The 24202-nt window shown below is 43.7% G+C and carries 21 protein-coding genes; 18 read left to right on the top strand and 3 right to left on the bottom strand.

All coding sequences use genetic code 11. The features are described from left to right. Positions 1-40: 40 nt before the first annotated feature. The 4 genes from lysS to ACED60_RS06600 all read left to right on the top strand — a co-directional run bounded on the left by lysS (position 41) and on the right by ACED60_RS06600 (position 4514). The gene (gene lysS / locus ACED60_RS06615; RefSeq protein WP_009848430.1) at positions 41-1573 is read left to right on the top strand and encodes a lysine--tRNA ligase; all 1533 of its coding nucleotides are present in this window, start codon (positions 41-43) and stop codon (positions 1571-1573) included. Between the two features lie 276 nt (positions 1574-1849). Continuing rightward, complete coding sequence (gene vpsR, locus ACED60_RS06610) at positions 1850-3184, top strand: cyclic-di-GMP-binding transcriptional regulator VpsR (RefSeq protein WP_135444429.1); 1335 nt, start codon at positions 1850-1852, stop codon at positions 3182-3184. Positions 3185-3756: 572 nt separating this feature from the next. After that, complete coding sequence (locus tag ACED60_RS06605) at positions 3757-4008, top strand: hypothetical protein (RefSeq protein ID WP_004735015.1); 252 nt, start codon at positions 3757-3759, stop codon at positions 4006-4008. A gap of 194 nt (positions 4009-4202) precedes the next feature. Beyond that, complete coding sequence (locus ACED60_RS06600; RefSeq protein ID WP_009848433.1) at positions 4203-4514, top strand: DUF6482 family protein; 312 nt, start codon at positions 4203-4205, stop codon at positions 4512-4514. 115 nt (positions 4515-4629) lie between these two features. On the opposite strand, the gene mutH is transcribed toward ACED60_RS06600, so the two are convergent. Next, positions 4630-5295 (bottom strand): DNA mismatch repair endonuclease MutH, encoded by a 666-nt coding sequence (mutH, locus tag ACED60_RS06595; protein WP_102249744.1) that lies wholly within the window; start codon positions 5293-5295, stop codon positions 4630-4632. Between the two features lie 616 nt (positions 5296-5911). On the opposite strand from mutH, the gene rppH reads away from it, so the two are divergent. From rppH to ACED60_RS06560, 7 genes are all read left to right on the top strand, one after another. Next, a complete protein-coding gene (gene rppH, locus ACED60_RS06590; protein WP_009848435.1) occupies positions 5912-6430 on the top strand; it encodes an RNA pyrophosphohydrolase in 519 nt (172 codons plus the stop codon). Positions 6431-6432: 2 nt separating this feature from the next. Beyond that, a complete protein-coding gene (gene ptsP, locus ACED60_RS06585; RefSeq protein ID WP_009848436.1) occupies positions 6433-8682 on the top strand; it encodes a phosphoenolpyruvate--protein phosphotransferase in 2250 nt (749 codons plus the stop codon). 8 nt (positions 8683-8690) lie between these two features. Continuing rightward, entirely contained in the window at positions 8691-9482 is a 792-nt protein-coding gene (locus ACED60_RS06580; protein ID WP_371727173.1) for a sulfite exporter TauE/SafE family protein, read from the top strand. A gap of 58 nt (positions 9483-9540) precedes the next feature. Further along, positions 9541-10362, top strand: coding sequence for a prolipoprotein diacylglyceryl transferase (gene lgt / locus ACED60_RS06575; RefSeq protein WP_004735021.1), 822 nt, complete (start codon positions 9541-9543; stop codon positions 10360-10362). A 9-nt stretch (positions 10363-10371) separates the two neighbouring features. Next, entirely contained in the window at positions 10372-11223 is an 852-nt protein-coding gene (locus ACED60_RS06570; RefSeq protein ID WP_009848438.1) for a thymidylate synthase, read from the top strand. A 140-nt stretch (positions 11224-11363) separates the two neighbouring features. Continuing rightward, positions 11364-12755, top strand: a complete 1392-nt coding sequence (locus tag ACED60_RS06565) for a winged helix-turn-helix domain-containing protein (protein ID WP_009848439.1) — start codon at positions 11364-11366, stop codon at positions 12753-12755. Between the two features lie 217 nt (positions 12756-12972). Further along, entirely contained in the window at positions 12973-13449 is a 477-nt protein-coding gene (locus tag ACED60_RS06560) for a hypothetical protein (RefSeq protein WP_009848440.1), read from the top strand. Between the two features lie 306 nt (positions 13450-13755). Here ACED60_RS06560 and ACED60_RS06555 read toward each other — a convergent pair whose 3' ends face one another. Then, positions 13756-14901, bottom strand: a complete 1146-nt coding sequence (locus tag ACED60_RS06555) for a Na/Pi symporter (protein ID WP_017102996.1) — start codon at positions 14899-14901, stop codon at positions 13756-13758. A gap of 389 nt (positions 14902-15290) precedes the next feature. Between ACED60_RS06555 and nhaR the strand changes: the two genes are divergently transcribed. After that, positions 15291-16181 (top strand): transcriptional activator NhaR, encoded by an 891-nt coding sequence (gene nhaR / locus ACED60_RS06550; protein ID WP_009848442.1) that lies wholly within the window; start codon positions 15291-15293, stop codon positions 16179-16181. 100 nt (positions 16182-16281) lie between these two features. Beyond that, entirely contained in the window at positions 16282-16575 is a 294-nt protein-coding gene (locus ACED60_RS06545) for a metalloregulator ArsR/SmtB family transcription factor (protein WP_009848443.1), read from the top strand. Between the two features lie 220 nt (positions 16576-16795). Here ACED60_RS06545 and rpsT read toward each other — a convergent pair whose 3' ends face one another. Continuing rightward, the gene (gene rpsT / locus ACED60_RS06540) at positions 16796-17056 is read right to left on the bottom strand and encodes a 30S ribosomal protein S20 (protein WP_012603273.1); all 261 of its coding nucleotides are present in this window, start codon (positions 17054-17056) and stop codon (positions 16796-16798) included. Positions 17057-17306: 250 nt separating this feature from the next. On the opposite strand from rpsT, the gene murJ reads away from it, so the two are divergent. The 5 genes from murJ to fkpB all read left to right on the top strand — a co-directional run bounded on the left by murJ (position 17307) and on the right by fkpB (position 24082). Beyond that, entirely contained in the window at positions 17307-18869 is a 1563-nt protein-coding gene (gene murJ / locus ACED60_RS06535) for a murein biosynthesis integral membrane protein MurJ (protein WP_009848488.1), read from the top strand. A gap of 70 nt (positions 18870-18939) precedes the next feature. After that, a complete protein-coding gene (ribF, locus tag ACED60_RS06530) occupies positions 18940-19875 on the top strand; it encodes a bifunctional riboflavin kinase/FAD synthetase (RefSeq protein ID WP_371727172.1) in 936 nt (311 codons plus the stop codon). Between the two features lie 63 nt (positions 19876-19938). Then, a complete protein-coding gene (ileS, locus tag ACED60_RS06525) occupies positions 19939-22797 on the top strand; it encodes an isoleucine--tRNA ligase (protein WP_017102999.1) in 2859 nt (952 codons plus the stop codon). A gap of 158 nt (positions 22798-22955) precedes the next feature. Further along, positions 22956-23456: a signal peptidase II gene (gene lspA / locus ACED60_RS06520; RefSeq protein WP_009848445.1), complete on the top strand. Its 501-nt coding sequence runs from the start codon at positions 22956-22958 to the stop codon at positions 23454-23456. Between the two features lie 194 nt (positions 23457-23650). Next, complete coding sequence (fkpB, locus tag ACED60_RS06515) at positions 23651-24082, top strand: FKBP-type peptidyl-prolyl cis-trans isomerase (RefSeq protein ID WP_009848446.1); 432 nt, start codon at positions 23651-23653, stop codon at positions 24080-24082. Positions 24083-24202: the final 120 nt, after the last annotated feature.

Here is a 24202-nt window from a genome sequence, read left to right as displayed (position 1 = left end):
AATATAGCTGTCCAAATTATAAAAGCAGGGTACATCTCAAATGACTGATGCTGTTCAAAACGAAAATGCACAAGAAGCTTCTTCACCTGAAGAGAACAAACTAATCGCTGAGCGCCGTAGCAAGCTGGATCATATCCGCCAAAACTGCAAAGCGAACGGTCACCCAAATGATTTCCGTCGTGAGCACCTAGCTGGCGATCTTCAAGCGGAATTCGGTGAGAAGACTAAGGAAGAGCTAGAAGAGCTTAACCACATCGTTGCGATCGCAGGTCGTATTATGGCGAAGCGTGGTCCATTCCTTGCGATTCAAGAAACTTCTGGTCGTATCCAAGCGTACGCAGCGAAAGACGTACAAAAAGTACTGAAAGAGAAGTACCAAGGCCTAGATATCGGTGACATCATCGGTGTTAAAGGTGCGCTTCACAAGTCTGGTAAAGGTGACCTTTACGTGAACATGGAAGAGTTTGAATTGCTAACCAAAGCACTTCGTCCTCTGCCAGAGAAGTTCCACGGTCTAACTGACCAAGAGATGCGCTACCGTCAGCGTTACGTTGATCTAATCGTGAACGAAGACTCTCGTAACACATTCATCGTGCGTTCTAAGCTTGTGTCTTCAATCCGTAACTTCATGAGCTCAAAAGGCTACCTAGAAGTTGAAACGCCAATGATGCACGTGATCCCAGGCGGTGCAACAGCACGTCCATTCATCACTCATCACAACGCACTAGACATCGACATGTACCTACGTGTTGCACCTGAGCTTTACCTTAAGCGTCTAGTAGTTGGTGGTTTTGACCGTGTATTCGAGATCAACCGTAACTTCCGTAACGAAGGTCTTTCTCCACGTCACAACCCAGAATTCACAATGATGGAATTCTACCAAGCGTACTCTGACTACAAAGATCTAATGGATCTAACGGAAGAGATGCTAAGCACAGCGGCGATGGACGTTCTTGGTTCTACTTCTATGCCTTACGGTGACGAAACAGTTGAGTTCGGTGGCACTTACGCTCGCATGAGCATGTTCGATGCAATCAAACACTACACACCTGAAAATGCAAACATTCAAGCTCTGACTGAAGACGATCTTCAGAACAGAGAATTGATGGTTAAAATTGCAGAAGAAGTGGGTCTTTACGTTGAGAAGTTTTGGACATGTGGTCAGCTTCTTGAAGAGATCTTTGGTGAAACGGCTGAGCCTCAGCTAATTCAACCAACGTTCATCACGGGTTACCCAGCGGACATCTCTCCACTGGCTCGTCGTAGCGACAGCAACCCATTCTTCACAGACCGCTTTGAGTTCTTCATCGGTGGCCGTGAAGTAGCGAACGGTTTCTCTGAGCTTAACGATGCACAAGACCAAGACGAGCGTTTCAAAGCACAAGTTAACGCAAAAGACGCGGGTGATGACGAAGCTATGTACTACGATGCGGACTACATTACTGCACTAGAGCACGGCCTACCGCCAACAGCGGGTCAAGGTATTGGTATCGATCGTCTAGCGATGCTATTTACTAACACCCACACAATCCGTGACGTGATCTTGTTCCCGGCAATGCGCCCACAAGCGTAATTTTCGCTTATGGGGTGTTTACTGCCCGTGTAATTTAAAAGCCACCTTCGGGTGGCTTTTTCGGTTTTTAGCGTCAAAACCTAGCTCGTACCGCACTCTTGATTCGAAAAATGATTATTTATGACATAGTCTTACCATTGAGACAAAAAATCTAAGATAGTCTCATTACTATACGTATCGGATCTGAATACGATCTTGCGGCAACTTTGTACCCGTATGATTCGTTTAACTCGTGTTAGCCTGATTGAAAAAATAAAAACAGAATAAGGAAGAAGGATGGGAACTCAATTTAAGATGGATTCCTTACCAGGTTCTCTTATCGTCGTTGGTGGTGCGTACGAACCCTGGTTATCAGTGTTAGAACAAGTGGGTTGGCAATGTACCCAGTGTGCAGATTTACGAAAAGCCGATGCCTTAATTACTGATATTGGCCCCTGCATTGGCATTGTGGATCTTAGTCATGATGAGTTTAGCCTTAATGGTATCGCTAACCTCGTGAGCAACAACAAGCAAGTTCGATGGCTTGCTTTTATCCGTGAATCGCAATTGAGCTCAGATACAATCTGCCAATTTATCGTTAACTTCTGTATCGACTTTTTCACGGCACCAATCCCTGATGCTCAGCTATTAAGTACCATTGGTCATCAACTGGGTATGCTCAAACTTGAGCAGAAAGTATGGCCAAACTACGGTATTAACAACAATATGGGCCTACTCGGTGATTCTGTGGCGGTGAAACGCTTGAGAGACCAAGTAAAGCGAATTGGCCCCACAGATGTCAGTATTTTGATTTACGGTGAGAGTGGGACAGGAAAAGAGACAATTGCACGTTCCATTCATCAAAATTCATCGCGAGCTCAGAAACCATTTTTAACTGTGAATTGCCGTGCTCTATCTGAAATGAGGATAGAGACTGAGATGTTTGGTATTTCAGCCCCACCGACGGCAGCGCCTTGTATGTTGGAAGAAGCCGATGGTGGAACCCTCTTACTCAACGATGTCCTAGCGATGCCTCGTAATCAACAATTGAACCTTTTACGCTTTTTACAAGAAGGGAAAATTGAAACCTCGAAGGGAGCTAAGTCGGTTGATGTTCGCATTTTGGCTGCTAACTCTTCTGATATTGAAAAGGCATTGATCGAGGGCGACTTCAATGAAGAGCTTTATCATTACATCAATGTTCTGCGTATTCATGTTCCTAGCTTAAAAGAACGTGTGAGTGATATTTCAGTGCTAGCGAATCATTTTCTGCGTGAGTACTCAAAAGAGTTTAATGCGCAAGCGAAGAGCTTCTCAGACGATGCTATCCGCTCGATGAGTCGCTACCATTGGCCTGGCAACGTTCGTGAATTGATGAATCAGATTAAGCGTGTTGTGTTGATGTCTGATGCTGTCATCATTGAGGATCATCAACTGGATTTACCAAAACAGAATGATGAACGCCGCAGTCTGAAAAGTATACGTGAACGTTCAGAGCGAGATGCTTTACTCATTGTGTTGGAATCTTATGGTGGTCAAGTGTCTTTGGCCGCTAAGGAGCTTGGAGTTTCACGCGCAACTATGTACCGCTTACTCAATAAACATGGTCTTATATCTGAGGGCGTTGTTTAGAACGTTCTATTCATTGACTCTATCCGGTGAGTGAAAATTCAAGGGCCACGTATCATACGTGGCTTTTTTGTTTCTGAAGGATAGTCCGCTGTTCTATAGAGAGAGCCCTAAGATAGATATGCTGTGATTTTATATAATCATAGTGAATATGTTATATGTAAATGAATATGCAACTGATATTTCAGGCGAATGCATTGTTTTAAAAATGTTAACCAATTATCGGTTGAATAATATACTCACTTGGTTAGACTTTAACCGTGAAAGCAACGATTTAACAAAGACTTGTCTGCTTTTACGACCCCATTTCTTTTTGGATTTTTTAGTTAGCTTGGAGGCGCAAATGAAACATTTCGATTTTATACAGCATATTTGCGCGTCGTTTGATCCGTGTACTGACATGGTGACTGATATGTCACACACATCAGCCATGGCCGATCGAAACACCCAAGATAAACCTAACTAATAGATCCGTACCCTTATTTGGCTGCGGAAAAATAGCAGCTAAGTGAGAAGCCCTCATACTATCTAGAACGCTATTTTTCCTCAGTTTATTCCACAACTGGAGAGTTATTATGCGTCACTCAGTATATTTAAAACTAGCAACAGTTCTTATCCGTGCAGACCTTCGTCGTGAAGAGCGTGAATGGCAACGAAAAGTTCGTCGTAGTTCATATGATCTACCATGGAACAACACCCATTTATTGAGAGATATTGGCCTTGAAGCCGATGGTCGACCAATTGGTTTTTCTGAGCCTGAAGTTGTCACGATTGAGCGCCGAGTTCGTCATCTTCGTCGAGTCTTAAGCGCGCGAATACCGACGTAATCTTGTGGGGTGATAGCGCCTTTCACCCCACAAGATAAACATCAGCGATAGTTATGGCGTCGAAAATGCAAATTTTTGAACTAGAACTGGCCAAAAAAAGAGAAGCTCTTGCTTCTCTTTTTTTGCTTTTTTAAGTCGTTATCTAGTAAAGGTAAATAGTTCGGCTAAGCTTTACAGAGCAAGGGAGGCTGACTATGCAGAAGCATCAATTAGACATGTGGTTACATGGAGAGCACAAAGACTCTTATCAGACACCGAAAGTGTACGTTATTGGTTGCTCTGATATCTCTGAATATTTGCTGGCGGTGGAGTACAAACACAAGCTAGAACCGGTAAAGCAAGACGGCGAGCCGCTTCACTTTGGATCCTTGGATCAAGTGAAAGAGGAATTACTCCGGCTCGGCTTTGAAAAGGCCTACCTTCGCTTGCACAACGCGTATGATGAGTTTGGTAATGAACCCAACCAAAGCTACTGCGATATTGAACTGGCGCTCAAACCTCATTAGAGAGTATTTTTAACGAGCGTTGTAGTGAGAAATTACTTCTAAATTGAGACGGTTTATAACGTACTGATCTTTTAGCCTATCTATGCTAGATAAAACCTCTATGCGTAATGGCTTTCTATGCGTAATGGGTTGTCAGCAATCTGTGGGTGAATTGAGTTCGTAGATAGAAACCACGAGGTTTGGTCTTTATTGGTTTTCCACTTGCACCGTAAGCTTCTGTTAACACTCGACTGTTGGCGGCTTTTGGTCGCAAATGCAGTGCTTCGCCGTGTCTTGCTGTTATCTGTTCAACATTACCTAACACGATCAGCTCCATGAGCTCTTCCCAATCCCTTTTTAAGATCTCGTCTTCCGCTTGGGTTGGTGTCCACAATAAAGGGGATCCTACATGCCTTTCTGTCAGCGGGATCTCTCTTTCTCCCTCTACTGGGATCCACAACACTTTAGACAGCTTGTTTCGAACGTGACTGGTTTCCCAAGTTATGCCTTGCACGCCCATCAATGGCGCGACACAAACAAAGGTGGTTTCGAGTGGCTTCCCTGAATAGCCAATCGGGATACTTTTTAGCTCGATCCCGAGCTTGGCAAAATCTTGTTCTGGTTTACTGCCAGCTGGCGCACCCAAGTGCCATTCCAATAGTTGTCCAACCCAGCCTTTATCTCGCTTTAGGTCGTTTGGTACAACCATATTGGCTTCATCGGCGAGCTCTTTGAAGGTCATTCCTGCAATAGCATATGCTCTGTCTAACAGCTCTTGTTGTGTTTGTGGTTCTGGTTTCATAATAAAAGGCATGATCAAAAAAATGATTTTACCAGAAGTTATCACCATATGACGACTGGTTAAGAAATGGTCGCCTAGCTAGAGAAGGGATCAAACTCATGGTTATCCACAGGACATGAAGGTAATTAATTGAAATATTAATTTAGTGGATAAATAAACAGGGGTTTGCAGGGGATAAAATGCTTGCTAAATAGGGTTTGAAATGAATCTTTCACTTACTAGTGTGGATAAACATCGGAGTGGTTGATCTTTAACCATGGGTGATTTTTAAAAGATCTTTTGCTTTTTTCATGTTTTTAAAATTGATGGATTTATTTTAATTTATTGATTTTTAATTGTTTTCTTTTGGTGTGGGTGATTTTTTGTTTTTGGTTCTGATGAATCTATGGATTAAAAAAAACGATTGAGGGTAATTCTTCACATAGTTATTCACAGAAAAGGTGAATAAATGTGGTCTATGTCTCACTCTTGTGTGGGTAACTAAGATTTGAGCAAAACTTATCCATATTCGTAGTTATTATTCATAAATATAGCGCTTGTCACGTCACTAAGTTTGCTCCGATTGGGGATATGTGGAAAAATCAGTGTAATTAAAAATTTAGATAGAGGTTGGCCAGTGATAGATGGCGATGGTTACCGATTAAATGTTGGTATTGTAATCTGTAACAACCATGGTCAGGTCTTCTGGGCTAAACGATACGGGCAACATTCATGGCAATTCCCTCAAGGGGGAATAGATGAAGGTGAAACTCCGGAACAGGCAATGTACCGCGAGTTATATGAAGAGGTTGGCCTTACTAAAAAGGATGTAAAGATCGTCGCGACAAGTCGTCATTGGTTACGCTATAAGCTGCCCAAACGACTGGTTCGGTGGGATTCTAAACCTGTCTGTATTGGACAAAAACAGAAGTGGTTTCTTTTACGCTTAGATTGCGATGAATCGCATATCAATATGCAGCGTGGAAGCACACCTGAGTTTGATGGTTGGCGTTGGGTGAGTTACTGGTACCCAGTTCGACAAGTTGTATCTTTCAAGCGAGATGTTTACCGTCGAGCGATGAAAGAATTCGCATCTTTAGCAATGCCGTTTAAAGAGCGAAAAACAAAAGGAAAGCGCAAATTGCGTAGAGGTTAAGCATGCTCAGCCAACTAAGGGAAATAGTTGAACACGTATCAAGAGTTGAAGATGTGTCGACGGCTCTTGATATTTTGGTTAAAGAGACATGCAGCGCGATGCAGACGGAATGTTGCACCGTGTATTTGGCAAATAATGATATGCAGCGTCTTGAGTTGATGGCAACTCAAGGCCTGATCTTCAAAGGCAATAGTATTCACATTGGTTTTGACGAAGGTTTGGTTGGCCTTGTTAAAAGAAGTGCTGAACCGATCAACCTTGCACAAGCGTCTGCTCACCCTGCTTATAAGTTTTTTCCCGAGCTTGGAGAAAAGGTTTATCACTCTTTTCTCGGCACTCCGATTATCTATCGCAAGCAAGTGCTTGGCGTATTGGTCATTCAACAGAAGTCCCCCCGTTTATTCAGTGAGATGGAAGAATCCTTCCTTGTTACACTCTCAGCACAACTTGCGGTTATTGTGGCGCATGCCCAAACTCAAGGCCATTGGCTGTTAGAGCAACAGAAGCTACCTGCGACCAAAGGTATTGCAGCTTCATCGGGTGTGGCGATTGGTGACTTATGGTGGGACAACACTCAGCCTGAACTCACCGATGTTTACCCTGCTTCGACGCTCAATGTTGAAAGGGAGCATGAGCTGTTGGCAGTCGCTGTCGAAAATGCTCTCAATGATTTTAAGCGAATGCGAAAGCGTTTAGATAGTGAAATCAATAAAGACGCGTTGGCGATCTTTGATCTGTTTACTCACTTACTCAACGATCCCATGTTACGTAAGGATCTCAAGAGTCAAATTCAGAAAGGCGACAAAGCCGATTGGGCATTGAGACAGGTTGTTGAGAGTTACTCTAACCGTTTTGCTCGTATGTCAGATGTGTACCTTCGGGAGAGAGCGCAAGACGTCCGAGAGCTTGGTCAAAGACTGCTCTATTTCCTCCACAATTCTGAACATGAACTTCGCACGTTAGATAAACCGATTATTTTGGTGGTTCGTGAGTTAACGGCCTCTGTATTAGCGTCTATTCCTAAAGAAAAACTATTAGCGGTTATTTCCTTGGAAGGGGCGGCGAACTCGCACGCAGCGATTTTATCTCGAGCTTTGGGTATTCCTTCTGTTATGGGAGTTAACCTTAATCTTTCGCAAGCTAATGGTAAGCAAGCGATTGTTGACGGGTATAGCGGCGAGATCTTTATTGAGCCGACTAAAAACCTGCTCAAAGAGTATCGGGGGCTGATTCTAGAAGAGAGTGAGCTCTCCTCTATGGTCAATCGAGAACTGTACTTACCGGCAAAAACGAAAGACGACAAGCAAGTCGAGATTCTGCTTAATGCGGGTTTGAGTGCAGACACTAACATCGCTATCAACCAAGGGGTTGATGGGGTTGGTCTGTATCGAACCGAAATTTCTTTCTTGTTGCAGCAAAGGTTTCCGTCAGAGGACGAACAATTCAAGCAGTATCGTTCTGTGCTTGCGAGTTACCCTGAGAAGCAAGTGGTGATGCGAACCTTGGATATTGGTGGAGATAAGGCGTTACCTTACTTCCCAATAGAAGAAGACAATCCATTCCTTGGTTGGCGTGGTATTCGTTTTACGCTCGATCATCCTGACATCTTTATTATTCAGTTACGTGCCATGTTACGTGCGAGTTGTGATAGCCAGAACTTGAGTATCTTGTTGCCGATGATCTCTAGCACTCAAGAACTGGATGATACTGTTCAACTTATCGAGCAAGCCTACGATGAAGTGCATGAACTCGACAGTCGAGTTCGTATGCCGCGTATCGGTATCATGATTGAAGTGCCATCAATGCTTTACCTTCTTCCGCTTATTGCGGATAAAGTTGATTTCGTTTCGGTGGGCACCAATGACTTAACTCAATATTTATTGGCGGTTGACCGGAACAATTCCCGCGTCTCTGATGTCTATGAATCCATGCACCCTGCAGTGATCATGGCATTGAAACACATCCATGATACTTGTAAGCAATATCAATTGCCTGTGTGTATATGTGGAGAGCTCGCGGGTGATCCAATGGGTGCATTGCTCTTGATTGGGTTAGGGTATGAGACGTTAAGTATGAACACCTCAAATGTCGCAAGGACTAAGTATTTGATTCGTCAATCTAAGCTTAGTGAACTGCAAGATTTGGCAAATGAGGCGCTATCAAAACCGTATGGAAGTGACATCTATAGTATGATGCTCAACTATTTCGAAGAGCGTGAATTTACAGGCTTCATTCGAGCGGGTAAAAAATAGGATTTAACGTGTCATATGAACTGATAGGCTTGCTAGCAGGCCTTGGTGCTATTGTTGGTGTTTTAGCTGGCTTGCTGGGCATTGGTGGTGGTTTGCTGGTGGTTCCTGCCTTACTCTTTTTGCTTCCTAAAGCGGGTATCCCTCAAGAGTTTGCGATGCAAATGGCATTGGCTACCTCGTTATCAACCATTATCGTTACGTCGGGATCGTCTGCGATTAACCATTTAAAATTGGGTAATGTAGAGATTTTTGTCGTTAAATGGTTGATACCAGGTGTCGTGATAGGTGGCTTCCTAGGTTCTTTCGTGGCCGATGTGATTCCAGCTCAATACTTACCAAAAGTCTTTGGTGTGATTGTCTTGGTATTGGCGTTGCAAATGCTGTTGTCGATTCGCTCTAAGAGTCAAAAGTCGATGCCGGGTTCAGCTAAAGCCGTGTTGTGTGGTGGCGGTATTGGTTTGGTATCAAGTTTAGCGGGCATTGGCGGTGGGTCTTTGTCGGTACCTTTCCTCAACCATCACGGTGTGGAAATGCGTAAAGCCGTCGGCTCATCTTCGGTATGCGGTTGTGTTATCGCGATTTCGGGAATGCTAGGTTTCATTTGGCATGGATCTTCTGTCGATGATCTTCCTGCGTATAGCTTAGGTTATGTTTATCTGCCGGCTTTGATTGCGATATCTTGTACCTCAGTGTTGACCACTCGAGTGGGTGCGAAACTGGCCACTCAATTGCCAACCCCCGTGCTGAAGAAGTTCTTTGCGGTATTTTTAATGTTTATAGCAGCCACTATGCTGCTGTAGTGTCTTTTCTGTTAGCTGTTGAGTTAACCGTTATTCAATTTTAGATAGAGAGCCAAGTATGTCTCAGGGTTTTATCGAATTCCCAAATATCGATCCTGTTCTTATTGAACTAGGACCAATCTCAGTTCGTTGGTACGGCCTAATGTACCTTGTCGGCTTTATGTTTGCTCTTTGGTTAGCAAATCGCCGAGCTGATCAACCCGGTAGTGGTTGGACTCGAGAGCAAGTATCAGACCTACTGTTTGCTGGCTTTCTAGGTGTGGTGCTTGGTGGTCGTATTGGCTACGTACTTTTCTACAACTTTGGCCTTTTCATTGATGATCCACTCTACCTATTTAAGGTATGGACTGGCGGTATGTCTTTCCACGGTGGTTTGCTTGGTGTGATCACCGCGATGCTTTGGTATGCCAAAAAGAACGGTCGAACCTTTTTTGGTGTCGCTGACATGATTGCACCATTGGTTCCATTTGGTTTAGGTATGGGCCGCATGGGCAACTTCATGAACAGTGAGCTATGGGGTCGTGTGACTGATGTGCCATGGGCGATTGTATTCCCTAACGGTGGTCCACTCCCTCGTCACCCATCTCAGCTTTATGAAATGGCGCTTGAAGGTATTGTACTGTTCTTCATCTTGAACTGGTTCATCAAAAAGCCGCGTCCTCTTGGTTCTGTATCAGGGTTATTCCTAGCAGGATATGGTACATTCCGCTTCCTAGTTGAATACGTACGTGAACCTGATGCTCAGCTAGGTTTGTTCGGTGGATTTATCTCTATGGGACAAATTTTGTCACTGCCAATGGTTATCATCGGTGTGCTGATGATGGTTTGGGCATACAAGCGTGGTCACTACAAAGATGAATTACCACAACAAACGAAGTAAGGAATTGGTGTGAAACAGTATTTAGATCTCTGTCAGCGTATCGTTAATGACGGTACTTGGATTGAAAATGAACGCACAGGCAAGCGCTGCCTAACCGTAATCAATGCTGACCTTGAATATGATGTAGGTAATAACCAATTCCCACTGGTAACAACACGTAAAAGTTTTTGGAAAGCCGCAGTTGCTGAGCTGCTTGGCTATATCCGTGGTTACGACAATGCTGAAGATTTTCGTAAGCTAGGGACTAAAACTTGGGATGCGAATTCTAACCTGAATGAAGCATGGCTAAATAACCCTTACCGCAAGGGTGAAGACGACATGGGCCGTGTTTATGGCGTTCAAGGACGTGCATGGGCAAAACCTGATGGCGGTCATATCGACCAACTGAAGAAGATTGTTGATGATCTAACGAACGGCATTGATGACCGCGGCGAGATCTTAAACTTCTATAACCCAGGTGAGTTCCACATGGGTTGTTTACGTCCGTGTATGTACAGCCACCACTTCTCTCTACTTGGTGACACTTTGTACCTAAACAGTACTCAGCGCTCTTGTGATGTTCCATTAGGCCTGAACTTCAACATGGTTCAAGTGTATGTGTTCCTAGCAATCATGGCGCAAATTACTGGTAAGAAAGCGGGTGTGGCTTACCACAAGCTGGTTAATGCTCATATCTACGAAGATCAACTCGCACCTATGCGTGATATCCAGTTGAAGCGTGAGCCTTTAGCGGGGCCAACATTCCATATCAATCCTGAGATTAAGTCTTTAGAAGATTTGGAAACGTGGGTGACGATGGATGACTTCTGGGTTGAAGGCTACGAATGCCACGAAGCGATTAAGTACCCATTCTCGGTTTAATCTAATCTGCTTTGTTTGACTGACTGACTGATTGATCGAAAGGCTGCCTCTGCGCAGCCTTTTTTATTTCTGATGCTTGGCTTGCTTACTATTCGTAAAACCAATAATCTTGAGTGGTCTTTTCTAACCACAGAACTACTATGACTCGCTCGCATTGCTTTGTATTGCAACACGACTTTCCTATTTCTTTCTACCCTGATAAAAACCAGTTGGTGATTGATAGTGAAGAGATTCATTTAGAGCCACTACAAGCAAGGCTGCTCAGCTATTTCATCGACAAGCGCGGGCAAGTGGTTAGTACGCAGCAGATAGCTGCTGATGTCTGGCAACGAACTCAAGTGTCTGACAACTTGGTCAGACAGGTCATCAGTTTACTGCGCAGTCAGCTTCAGGATAAAGTACGTCCGTATCGCATCATTCAGACCATTCCTAAGCAAGGTTATCTGTTCGATATTGAGATAATTCAGCCTAGCGTTGAGACTACTCCCGTAGTAGAAATTCCCCCACCTGAAATCAAAGTTGTTTCTAAGCCTAAAAATAAAACCATCGCCCTGATTACAACCGCAGTATTCTCTATTGGCTTAATAGCAACTTGGGCATGGCAAAGCGATATCCCAACCAATGACACAGCTGTTATTTCTGCGCCTCAAAGTGATGTGATTCCCGTTTATATCCATGACATAACACTCGATTCTGCGGACGATTATGAGATGTCGGAAAGCGTGTACAACTACCTATTCTACGGGCTGAACTCAGCGAGAAATTTATCGGGTTACCACTTCTCTCAGCTCTCGAAACAGGGCAAGCAATCACTTGCCAATAATGGTGTCGAACTCAAAGGTTGGCTCAAGCAAAAGGGCAGTAATTATATACTGAGCGTGCTGATACAAAACAACCGCCAGCCCAATCAAAGCCAGAAAGTGGAAAAGAGCTTTAGCCAAGATAACTTCTTTGATGCCATTGGGGATGTGATTCTTGAGATCAAAGCCATTATTGCCCCAATGAGTTCAGAATACGGTGTCGTCAGTCATCGAGTGACTTCTATTGATAACTACGATGATTGGAAGGTTATTTCAGAGGGAATATCGCTTTTCTACCAAGGCAAAGGTGGACAGCCATTTGCAGAGATCGCACTTCAGTTGGATACGATTCAACAGCAAGGAAGAGACAATTATTTGGTCAATGCCTTATTGTCGTATTCGGAATCTTTGGCTTATTTGCAAAGTCATGAGCAAGAAGATCGCGAACATGCACTGCAACTGGCAAAGCAAGCCTTTGAGATGAACCCACGTTGTGATATTGCCAACCTTACCTTGGGTCTTGCACTGTTAATCAACCAACATGCCAATCAAGCTTTCCCTTACCTTTTTTATGCGGCCGAAAGTACACCGAGCCCTATCAGTTTTTATCTACTTAGTGTGGCTGACAAGCTGTCGGATAACCCAGAAGGTTCGCAATACAACTATCAGCGCTATACCGAAGTGAAAAAAGAGTATAATGGCCAACTGTTTGATCTTATTGAATCTTTATAAAAAACAAACCTTTCCTAAACCACATAATTCTCTTTGAAGTGAAGACGTTGAGTTACCGCTAATAGTAACGGCTCTTCTGCAAGGTTTTCTTGTGCCGACAGGCTTCTCAACATGTTTGATTATTGTTTGGAGTCAGGCTCGATTGCCTTGCATCAAGCGTAAAAACATCGACTTCCACATACTGGTAACCAAATCATTAATTATTTGGGGTACACACATGTTGAAGAAGTTTGCTTTTCAGATCATTCCAATTCAGATCTTCTTATTCGTCTTTTGGTTCAAAAATGGCTTTGTCGATAAAGTGATGGGCGTTGTGCTTGGCTTTATTACGCCAGATACCGCTTATTCAGGTGATACTTGGGCTGGCTGGAAAGGCTATATTGTAGGTACTTGGGATAAGAGCCAAATCGGTCATGCTCTACTGAGTCCAACATTCGATTTTATGTTCCCTATTCTGATTGCTTTGCAATGTGTGCCATTTTTATTGGTTCTTCGTTCAGTACTAGCAGGTGAGTTCATGTCTGGCAAGGAGCGTCCGTGGTTACTCTATGCTGCCTTTGCTTCTTTATTTGTGACTGCTTGTATGGCTTTCACTCAAACCATCACAGGTGCAAGCGATGGGCAGTATCTATGGCAACTTATCGGCTTTGGCATGGTTGCCATTATGTATCTGCGTAATGAGCAAGGTAAGTAAGCGTTTCTTTAGATGCGAGATAAGGGGAGTTAGATACAAGTAGAAGAGATTCGGGATACTAAGATCAAAAACCCCCGTCATTCCCTATCACGCTCGTTCCTCGCTGTAGGGAATGACGGGGATATATAGATGCGAGTAAAACGGGCTTTTCGTTACTCGTTCACTCGCATCCATCCTGTATCTGCTTTCAACTTGTCACTCGCTACTCCAATCTTCTTTTTGTTTCCCACATCTGCCTTTCAGAAAAGAAAAAGCCCGCAACCTAGGAGGTTGCGGGCTTTGCTATAAGCGATGTTTGTTTTGCTATTAAGCTGTCAGTGCTAACACGCTACCAGGCAGTACAAGGAATACCGCAACAAGATAACCAGCTACTACAGCTTTGTTTTTCACTGCCATGTCTGAAATGATATCAGCTGCTTTCACTGGCAGTTCACGTAGGAACGGAATACCAAAGATGAATACCGTTGCCATGATGTTGAACACCAAGTGTACTAGAGCAATCTGTAGCGCGAATACTGCGAACTCACCAGATACTGCTGTCGCTGCTAATAGCGCGGTAATACACGTACCGATGTTTGCACCTAAAGTGAATGGGTAAACGTCACGTACTTTAAGAACACCTGAACCAACTAGTGGAACCATCAAGCTTGTTGTCGTTGAAGAAGACTGAACAAGGATAGTCACGATAGAGCCAGAAGCGATACCGTGGATAGGACCACGACCGATTGCGTTCTTTAGAATCTCACGAGCACGGCCAACCATTAGGCTCTTCATTAGCTTACCCATTACCGTGATAGCTACGAAGATAGTCGCGATACCTAGAACGATAAGCATAACCCCACCAACAGTGTCGCCAAACGTTGATAGTGGCTCTTTAATCGCACTTACAACAGGCTTAGTGATTGGCTTGATGAAGTTAAGACCACCCATGCTCATATCACCTGTTGCTAGCATCGGTGATACTAACCAGTGAGAAATTTTCTCTAGAATACCAAACGCCATCTCTAGTGGTAGGAAGATAGCAACGGCTAATAGGTTAAAGAAATCGTGAATCGTCGCACTTGCGAATGCACGTTTGAACTCATCTTTACAACGAACATGACCAAGGCTAACTAGCGTATTGGTTACTGTAGTACCAATGTTTGCACCCATGATCATAGGGATTGCTAGCTCAACAGGTAAACCACCTGCCACAAGGCCAACGATAATTGAAGTAACTGTACTTGATGATTGAATAAGGGCTGTTGCCACTAAACCAATCATTAAGCCTGCAACTGGATGTGAAGCAAATTCGAAAAGAACTTTTGCTTGCTCGCCTGTTGCCCATTTGAAGCCTGTACCAACCATTGAAACTGAAAGTAATAGTAGGTAAAGCATGAATGCCAAGTTAGCCCAGCGTAGCCAACGAGTTGTGCTCGAGATAGGCGCTGCTGCAGTAGTAGCTTGGTTCATAATGTTTTCTCCATTGGACCGTTTTAGTCTGTGTTTGGTCTGTTTGTTTAATCTGAGCGTGATGTTAGAGAACAAATATTTCAGTAATATTACATTTTGGTTTAGGTGAGACTTTTTTGTGATGATTTGCTCTTTAAATATTTGGTCTTGAAATGGTGGTGGTTTAACTTGTTGTTTTTAAAGTTTTTTGTTCGTGTTTTTGATAGGTGATATAGATCTTAAAAGTTAGAGAAAAATTGAAAATAATCGTTGAAATATTACATTATGAAATTAGACACTTCGTAAAAATAAGTGGTAATTGATAGTTAGGTGTGGTTTTTCCGAGTTTGTTGAGTGGGGAGGGCATATTTGATATAACAGGTTATCTTCTCTTTTTTTACGGCACATTTATGTCGCATCTCAACTATAACCACCTTTATTACTTCTGGATGGTTTGCAAGCAAGGCTCTGTTACTAAAGCTGCAGAAGCCCTATTCCTAACACCACAAACGGTAACTGGTCAGATAAAAGCCTTAGAAGAGCGTATGGACGGCAAGCTAACTAAGCGTAATGGTCGCAGTGTTGAGCCGACAGAGCTTGGGCAGTTGGTCTTTAAATATGCCGATCGTATGTTTGGCCTGAGTTACGAGATGCTGGATATCGTGAATTATAGCCAGCACTCCAATATTCTGTTTGATGTTGGCGTCGCGGATGCACTGTCCAAAAGATTAGTCAGCAAGATATTGATGTCGACAATCCCACCCGATAACAGCATTCATTTACGCTGCTTTGAATCGACTCATGAAATGCTACTTGAACAACTTTCTCAGCATAAGCTCGATATGATTTTGTCAGACTGCCCGGTGGATTCTAGCCAAAGCCCAGGCCTGTTTAGTAAAAAGTTGGGTGAGAGTGGTATGAGCTTTTTCAGTTCAGGTAATGTGGAAGGTGTTAACTTTCCTGCTGTATTAGAACAAAAGAAACTGTTAATCCCAGGAAGTCGAACTTCGATGGGGCGTAAAGTACTGCAATGGTTTGATAGACAAGGACTTAAGCCTGATATTTTGGGTGAGTTTGATGACGCGGCATTGATGAAGGCTTTCGCTCGTTACCACCACGACGCTATTTTCTTAGCGCCTACGCTATATATGTCAGAGGTTGAGGAAGATACGTCATTGCAATTGTTGGGGGGAATCGAGGAGTTAAAAGAGGAGTACTACGTCATATTTGCTGAGAGGATGATCCAACATCCAGCAGTAAAAAATGTATGTGACGCAGATTTTAGCAAATTGTTCGAGTGAGCTTGTTTGTTAATGAATTGATATCGATTATCATGACTTCATAATCTGCCGGAAATACTGATAACCCGGACTTGGCGTAAAGGTTGTATGGAGCCAAACTATGAACTTAAAAGAGATGGAGAAGAATTCAGCACAAGCTGTGATTCTACTCAAAGCCATGGCCAATGAGCGTCGCTTACAGATTCTGTGCCTATTGCATGGTACTGAGCTGTCGGTTGGGGAGTTGTGTGGCAAGTTGGAATTGAGTCAATCTGCTTTATCTCAACATCTTGCTTGGTTGAGAAGAGATGGTTTGGTCGAAACTCGCAAAGAAGCTCAAACAGTGTATTACACATTGAGCAGTGAAGAAGTAAAAGCGATGATTAACCTACTGCATGGTATGTACTGCAAGTAGTTTATTGCTGGTGGGGGAAGTGATTTCTTACCAGGGGTAGGGTCGACACAAGGAAGTGTCAGTATTTCATGTCGAACGTTAGTGCCTATCAGCAAACCGCATATCTTTAAGTAAACCAAGTAACGCTCAGCAAGAAAAATCTCTGTGTTACTCAAAATTTAGATATAAAAAAACCGGCCGAGGCCGGTTTTTTTCGTTTTGCGTTGTAATCAAATTTCTATTAAAGAGCTTTGATTGCAGCAGCGAAACGAGACTTATGACGTGCAGCTTTATTCTTATGAATAAGGCCTTTAGTCGCCATGCGGTCTAGAAGAGGTGTAACTTCTACAAGAGCAGCAGTTGCAGCTTCTTTATTGCCAGCTTCAATAGCTGCAATAGTTTTTTTCATGTAAGTGCGCATCATAGAACGACGGCTAGCATTGTGCTGGCGACGTTTCTCAGCTTGGATAGCGCGCTTCTTAGCAGATTTACTGTTTGCCAAGGTCTAACTCCCAAAAACTTAGTTCGGTGACAATTTAAGGGCGAGGACTATCCCTCATAGGCGCTTAATTGTCAAATGATTTGTGCAAAAACCAATCGTAGCCAAACAAACTTTGGTATGGAAAGGTCATCGCGGTTAAGATGGCGGGGATTCTAACAGCATTTTTAGACCAATGCTAATAAATATGCTTCTTAGGACAGGATAGTATTTATCCTCGCTTGAAAGTAATCAACCAGTGTCAGAGGTTTGTGTGAGTAAACGACTATTAAAGTCAGGCCTGATTGTCAGTGCAATGACTTTTGTTTCCCGCGTATTGGGGCTAGTACGTGATGTAGTAGTAGCAAATTTGATGGGAGCAGGAGCGAGTGCCGACGTATTTTTCTTCGCTAATAAAATCCCTAATTTCTTACGTCGACTTTTCGCAGAAGGTGCCTTTTCTCAAGCGTTTGTTCCTGTATTAACAGAATATCACGCTGCTGGTGATAAAGATAAGACTCGAGATTTAATTGCCAAAGTATCGGGCACGCTCGGGGTACTAGTTTCTATCGTCACCGTTATCGGGGTGTTGGGCTCGGGTGTCATCACTGCGATGTTTGGCGCAGGTTGGTTTATCGATTGGTTAAATGATGGCCCAGCAGCACCAAAATTTGAGCTGGCGAGCTTTATGCTCAAGATTACCTTTCCTTATTTATGGTTTATCACCTTTGTTGCTTTATCTGGTGCAATCCTCAATACCATGGGCAAATTTGCGGTTTCGTCATTTACCCCTGTGTTCCTGAACGTAATGATCATAGGTTCAGCATGGTTTATCTCTCCTAATTTAGAACAACCCGAAATTGGCTTGGCCATCGGTGTGTTTCTTGGTGGTTTAGTCCAGTTCCTTTTCCAAATGCCTTTCTTGATTAAAGCGGGTGTGTTGGTTAAGCCGAAGTGGGGGTGGAGAGATCCCGGTGTGGTTAAGATTCGCACGCTAATGATCCCTGCCTTGTTTGGTGTATCAGTGAGCCAAATCAACTTGTTGTTCGATACCTTCATTGCCAGCTTTCTAGCAACCGGCTCTATCAGTTGGCTATATTATTCGGATCGATTATTGGAATTCCCACTCGGTTTGTTTGGTATTGCTATTGCGACGGTTATTCTTCCTGCTTTGTCGCGTAAACACGTAGATGCTCAAGGGGAAGGGTTTGCTCATACAATGGACTGGGGCGTGCGCATGGTTTTATTGCTAGGCATTCCTGCGATGTTAGGTCTTATTGTTTTAGCGAAGCCGATGCTGATGGTGCTCTTCATGCGTGGCGAGTTTTCACCACACGATGTACAGCAGGCTTCCATGTCTTTGGTGGCATACGCTTCAGGCTTGCTAAACTTCATGTTGATTAAAGTGTTGGCTCCGGGCTATTACTCACGTCAAGATACTAAAACTCCTGTGAAGTACGGCATCATTGCGATGGTCACTAACATGGTGTTCAACGCGATCTTCGCTTATTTCTATGGTTATGTTGGTTTGGCAATCGCAACGGCGTTATCTGCGTTCGTGAACATGACTCTACTTTATCGTGGTCTGCATATAGCGGGTGTTTATCGTTTAACCAAGACTACATTGTTGTTTAGCCTTAAATTATTAGTATCTGGAACTGTGATGGTTGGCGTGATTTTATGGCAACTAGACAATATGCAGCTGTGGCTTGATTGGAGCTTCAACCAAAGAGCGTTGACGCTAACAGGGTTGATCGCACTTGGTGGCTTTGCTTATATTGTGTCGGTACTGGTTTTAGGTATCCGAGTAAAACATTTAAAAGCAGCGACAGATTAATACTGATTAGTATATAATCCGTCGGTTTCACACAATAAATGATGCAAATAACAGGTTTTAGCTGATCACAATGGAACTGATCCGAGGTATACACAATATTAAAGCACAGCATCATGGCTGTGTATTAACCATAGGTAACTTCGATGGTGTTCATTTAGGGCATCAAGAGGTTCTGAGTCAGGTTTCTAAACAAGCTACAGCACTGGGACTCCCTTCTGTTGTCATGACGTTTGAACCGCAACCTATGGAGTTGTTTGCTGAAGGTCGAGCGCCAGCGCGTTTAACTCGCTTACGAGATAAGTACGTGCAATTGAGCAAGCTAGAGATTAGTCGTTTATTGTGTGTGAATTTCAATCAGTATTTTGCAAGCTTGTCTGCGAAAGCGTTCATTAAGGAGCTTTTGGTTGATAAGCTTGGTGTGAAATTCTTGGTGGTTGGTGACGATTTTTGCTTTGGCAAAGGCCGAACGGGTAATTTCGCTATGCTTAAAGAAGCGGGCGAAAAATATGGTTTTGAGGTGGTGAGCACCCAAAGTTATTGCTTAAACCAATTACGAGTAAGCAGCACTGAGATACGAAATGCGTTAGCGGCCAATGACTTGGTTTCTAGTGCTACCATGCTTGGGCGTGACTACAGTATCAGTGGTCGTGTTTCTCATGGTCGTAAACTAGGGAGAACTATCGGTTTCCCTACCGCTAATATTCCATTAAAACGTTGTGTTTCTCCTGTGTCGGGAGTGTATGTTGTTGAAGCATTAGATATCGACGGTGTTCCTGTCGGTGGTGTTGCTAATATTGGACAACGGCCAACAGTTAATGGTGTAAGGCAGCAATTAGAAGTACATTTTTTTGACTTTAAAGCCAATTTATATGGTAAACAGTTAGAAGTGCGACTTTTGCACAAACTGCGCGACGAGATAAAGTTTGAGTCGTTTGACGCATTAAAGAATCAAATAGAATTGGATGCTGAAGCCGCAAGGGTGTGGCTGCTTCAGCTAAAGAATTAGTCGGATAATTCCACCGATTAACATAATGTCTAACTTCGCCCAATATAACGGAATTAAGAATCGATGAGTGATTATAAAGATACCCTGAACTTACCAGAAACAGGGTTCCCAATGCGTGGCAATCTGGCAAATCGTGAACCAGAAATGCTGAAGCGTTGGTACAAAGAAGACCTTTACGGTGAGATCCGTAAGGCAAAGAAAGGTAAAAAATCTTTCGTACTGCATGATGGCCCTCCATACGCGAACGGCGACATTCACATTGGCCACGCGCTGAACAAGATTCTTAAAGACATTATTATCAAATCTAAGACCCTTTCTGGTTTTGATGCACCGTACATCCCTGGTTGGGACTGTCACGGTCTTCCAATCGAGTTGATGGTTGAGAAGAAGAAAGGTAAGCCTGGTCAGAAGATTTCAGCGGCTGAATTCCGCGAAGAGTGTCGTAAGTACGCTGCGGGCCAAGTTGAAGGTCAGAAAGAGAGCTTCAAACGTCTTGGTATCATGGGCGAGTGGGATAAACCATACCGCACTATGGATTTTGGCACTGAAGCGAACATCATTCGTTCTCTAGGTAAAATCGCAGACAAAGGTCACCTACTAAAAGGTTTCAAACCTGTTCACTGGTGTACTGACTGTGGTTCTGCTCTGGCTGAAGCTGAAGTTGAATACAAAGATAAAGTGTCTCCATCTATCGATGTGAAATTTTCTGCAGCTGACGAAGCGGCTCTACTAGAGAAATTTACTCTAGCGGAAGGTCACGCGGGTCAGGGCGAAATCTCTATTGTTATCTGGACGACAACACCGTGGACTCTGCCGGCTAACCGCGCAGTATGTCTACGTGATGATCTTGAATACGTACTTATCCAAGTTGAAGCGAATGGCGAACAGCCAGCTCAACGTATCGTTGTTGCTTCTGAACTAGCAAAAGACGTAATGGATCGTGCGGGTATCGAGCACTTCCATAACCTTGGTTTTGCTACTGGTGCTGATCTTGAGCTTTCTCAATTCAACCACCCGTTCTACAACTTTACGGTTCCTGCTGTTCTTGGTGACCACGTTACAACTGACTCTGGTACTGGTGTGGTTCATACCGCTCCTGGTCACGGTCAAGAGGATTTCGTGGTTGGTAAGAAGTACAACCTAGAAATCGCTAACCCAGTTGGTTCAAACGGCGTTTACCTGCCAGATACTGAGCTATTTGCTGGTCAGCACGTATTCAAAGCGAACGACTCTGTTTTAGAAGTTCTAAAAGAGAAGGGTGCACTACTGCATCACCACGCTTACGAGCACAGCTACCCACACTGTTGGAGACACAAAACTCCAATCATCTTCCGTGCAACACCACAATGGTTCATCTCTATGGATCAAGCTGGCCTACGTGCAAAAGCACTAGAGTCAACAAAGAGTGTTGAATGGATGCCTGAATGGGGTCAAAGCCGTATCGAAGGTATGATCGAAGGTCGCCCCGAGTGGTGTATCTCTCGTCAACGTACTTGGGGTGTGCCAATTGCTCTGTTCGTTCATAAAGAAACATCAGAACTTCATCCAGATAGCCCAACTCTTATTGAAAAAGTAGCGAAGCTTGTGGAAGAAAAAGGCATTCAAGCTTGGTGGGATGTAGATGCTGCTGAACTGATGGGTGCTGAAGACGCTGACAAGTACGAGAAAGTACTTGATACGTTAGACGTATGGTTCGACTCAGGTGTAACGCACTTCTCTGTTGTGGATTCTCGTGAAGAGTACAACTTCCCGAATGAAGAAAGAACGCACAGTGCTGATCTTTACCTTGAAGGTTCTGACCAACACCGTGGCTGGTTCCAGTCTTCTTTGATTTCATCTATCGCGATGAAAGACGAAGCACCATACAAGCAAGTGCTAACGCACGGTTTCGTGGTTGATGGTAACGGCCGTAAGATGTCTAAATCTATCGGTAACGTTGTTGCTCCTAAAGATGTAACGAACAAACTAGGCGCAGATATTCTACGTCTATGGGTTGCTTCTACGGATTACACTAACGAAGTTGCGGTTTCTGACGAGATTCTTAAGCGTTCTGCTGATGCTTACCGTCGTATTCGTAACACGGCTCGTTTCTTCCTAGCGAACTTGAACGGTTTCAACCCTGAAACTGACCTAGTTCCTGCTGAAGAAATGGTAGCACTTGATCGCTGGGCTGTTGGCCGTGCTCAAGCTGCACAAGAAGAGATCGTTAAAGCATACGGTGAGTACAATACTCACGGTGTAACTCAACGTCTAATGCAGTTCTGTTCTATCGAAATGGGTTCTTTCTACCTAGACGTAATTAAAGACCGTCAGTACACAGCGAAGCAGGGCAGCCATGCTCAACGTAGCTGCCAAACGGCGCTTTACTACATCGTAGAAGCTCTAGTTCGTTGGATGGCTCCTATCATGTCGTTCACTGCAGATGAAATCTGGAACGAGATGCCAGGCGAACGCGACACGTTTGTATTCACAGGCGAGTGGTTCGAAGGCCTATTTGGTCTTGCTGACGACGAAGAGCTAAGCAACGAATTCTGGACTGAAATCCAGTCAGTTCGTGGCGCAGTGAACAAGCTTCTTGAAGATGCTCGTAAAGAGAAAACAATCGGTGGCGCTCTGCAGGCTGAAGTTACTCTATACGCTGACGATGCACTAGCGGCAAAAATCAACAAGCTAGAAGATGAGCTACGTTTCGTACTTATTACTTCTGCTGCGGTTGTTAAACCACTTAGCGATAAGTCTGATACAGCTCAAGCGACAGACGTTGAAGGTCTGTACGTTGAAGTTGCAGCAACTGAAGCTGAGAAGTGTGACCGTTGCTGGCACCACACTCCAGATGTAGGCACAATTGAAGGTCACGAGAAAGTTTGTGGTCGTTGTGTGTCGAACATCGACGGTGAAGGCGAAGTGCGTAAGTACGCATAACGACTCAGAGAAATACTGAACTTTTTGTAAAAATCATAGCCCCAGTACCAACTGGGGTTATTTTTAATTATAGGAAATGTGTTTAGCCAAGTTTGGTAATCAAGGTCACTTAAATTGAGTAACAGTGAATACCAACTTCGTAAATACTAGGAATAGAAATGAGTGAAGTTTCGTTAAAACAATCTGGTGTGCGTTGGTTATGGTTGGCCCTACTAGTCTTCCTTGCTGATATCGGTATCAAACTCTTTGTTATGGACAACATGGGTTATGGCTGGGCAAACCGCATTGAGGTGTTGCCATTCTTTAACTTTTTGTACGTGCATAACTACGGTGCAGCATTTAGCTTCTTGAGTGATCAAAGTGGTTGGCAGCGCTGGTTATTTACTGGTATCGCATTTGCGGTAACGGGGATGCTGACGTACTGGATGAGCAAGCTACCAGCAACAGATAAGTGGAACAACATTGCTTATGCGATCATCATTGGTGGCGCTGTTGGTAACGTGTTCGACCGTGTTGTACATGGCTTTGTCGTCGATTACTTAGACTTCTATTGGGGTACTTACCACTGGCCTGCATTTAACCTAGCGGATATGGGAATCTGTATCGGCGCCGCGATGATCATCTTAGATGGTTTCCGTAAGAAAGATGAAAGCCAATAGACTACTCAGACATTAATGAGTATCAAGCAAATCGCTTTGTAATAGATTGTCCTAAAGTCAGCCTATGACTCACAGAATAGAATAGCCCTAAGCGCTGTCGGTTGATTCCGACGGCGCTTTTTTTTATGCTGCAAGTAATATGAGAGCAAAGCAAAATGCATTCTCAAATAATAAAGAAATCTAAGGAAAGTAACGTGGCAGCAATTAAAAATGATTCAGCAGTAACTCTACATTTTACGATTAAAATGAAGGATGGTTCAGTTGCCGATAGCACCGAAAATATGGGTAAGCCCGCTAAGTTCGTGATGGGTGATGGCAGCCTAAGTGAGAACTTTGAACAGTGCCTGATTGGCCTTGAAACGGGGACTGAAAAATCTATCGAATTGAAGGCGGAAGACGCGTTTGGTATGCCAAATCCAGATCATATCCATCATATGGATCGTGCTAAGTTTGTTGGCGACTCTGAAGTCGAAGTTGGCACTATTATGGCTTTCTCTGGTCCTGACGGTATGGAAATTCCAGGTATTATCACTGAGATCGCGGGTGATTCAGTGACGGTTGATTTTAATCACCCATTAGCCGGCCAAGACGTTACGTTTGACGTTAACATCTTAGCTGTGGACTAAGTGTCTTAACGGTGGAGTAGCTATCTTAGCGGCTAATCACTATCTTAACAGTAGAATAACATCGCCTTACAGGTGTGATGCAACCCAGAGCTTCACTGTCTAGGCGCTTCACTGTAGAAT

The organism is Vibrio sp. 1F279 (assembly GCF_041439815.1).
Lineage (GTDB): Bacteria > Pseudomonadota > Gammaproteobacteria > Enterobacterales > Vibrionaceae > Vibrio > Vibrio tasmaniensis_A.
The sequence above is the reverse complement of the archived record's forward strand: the minus strand, read 5'-3'. Positions and strand labels throughout refer to the sequence as shown.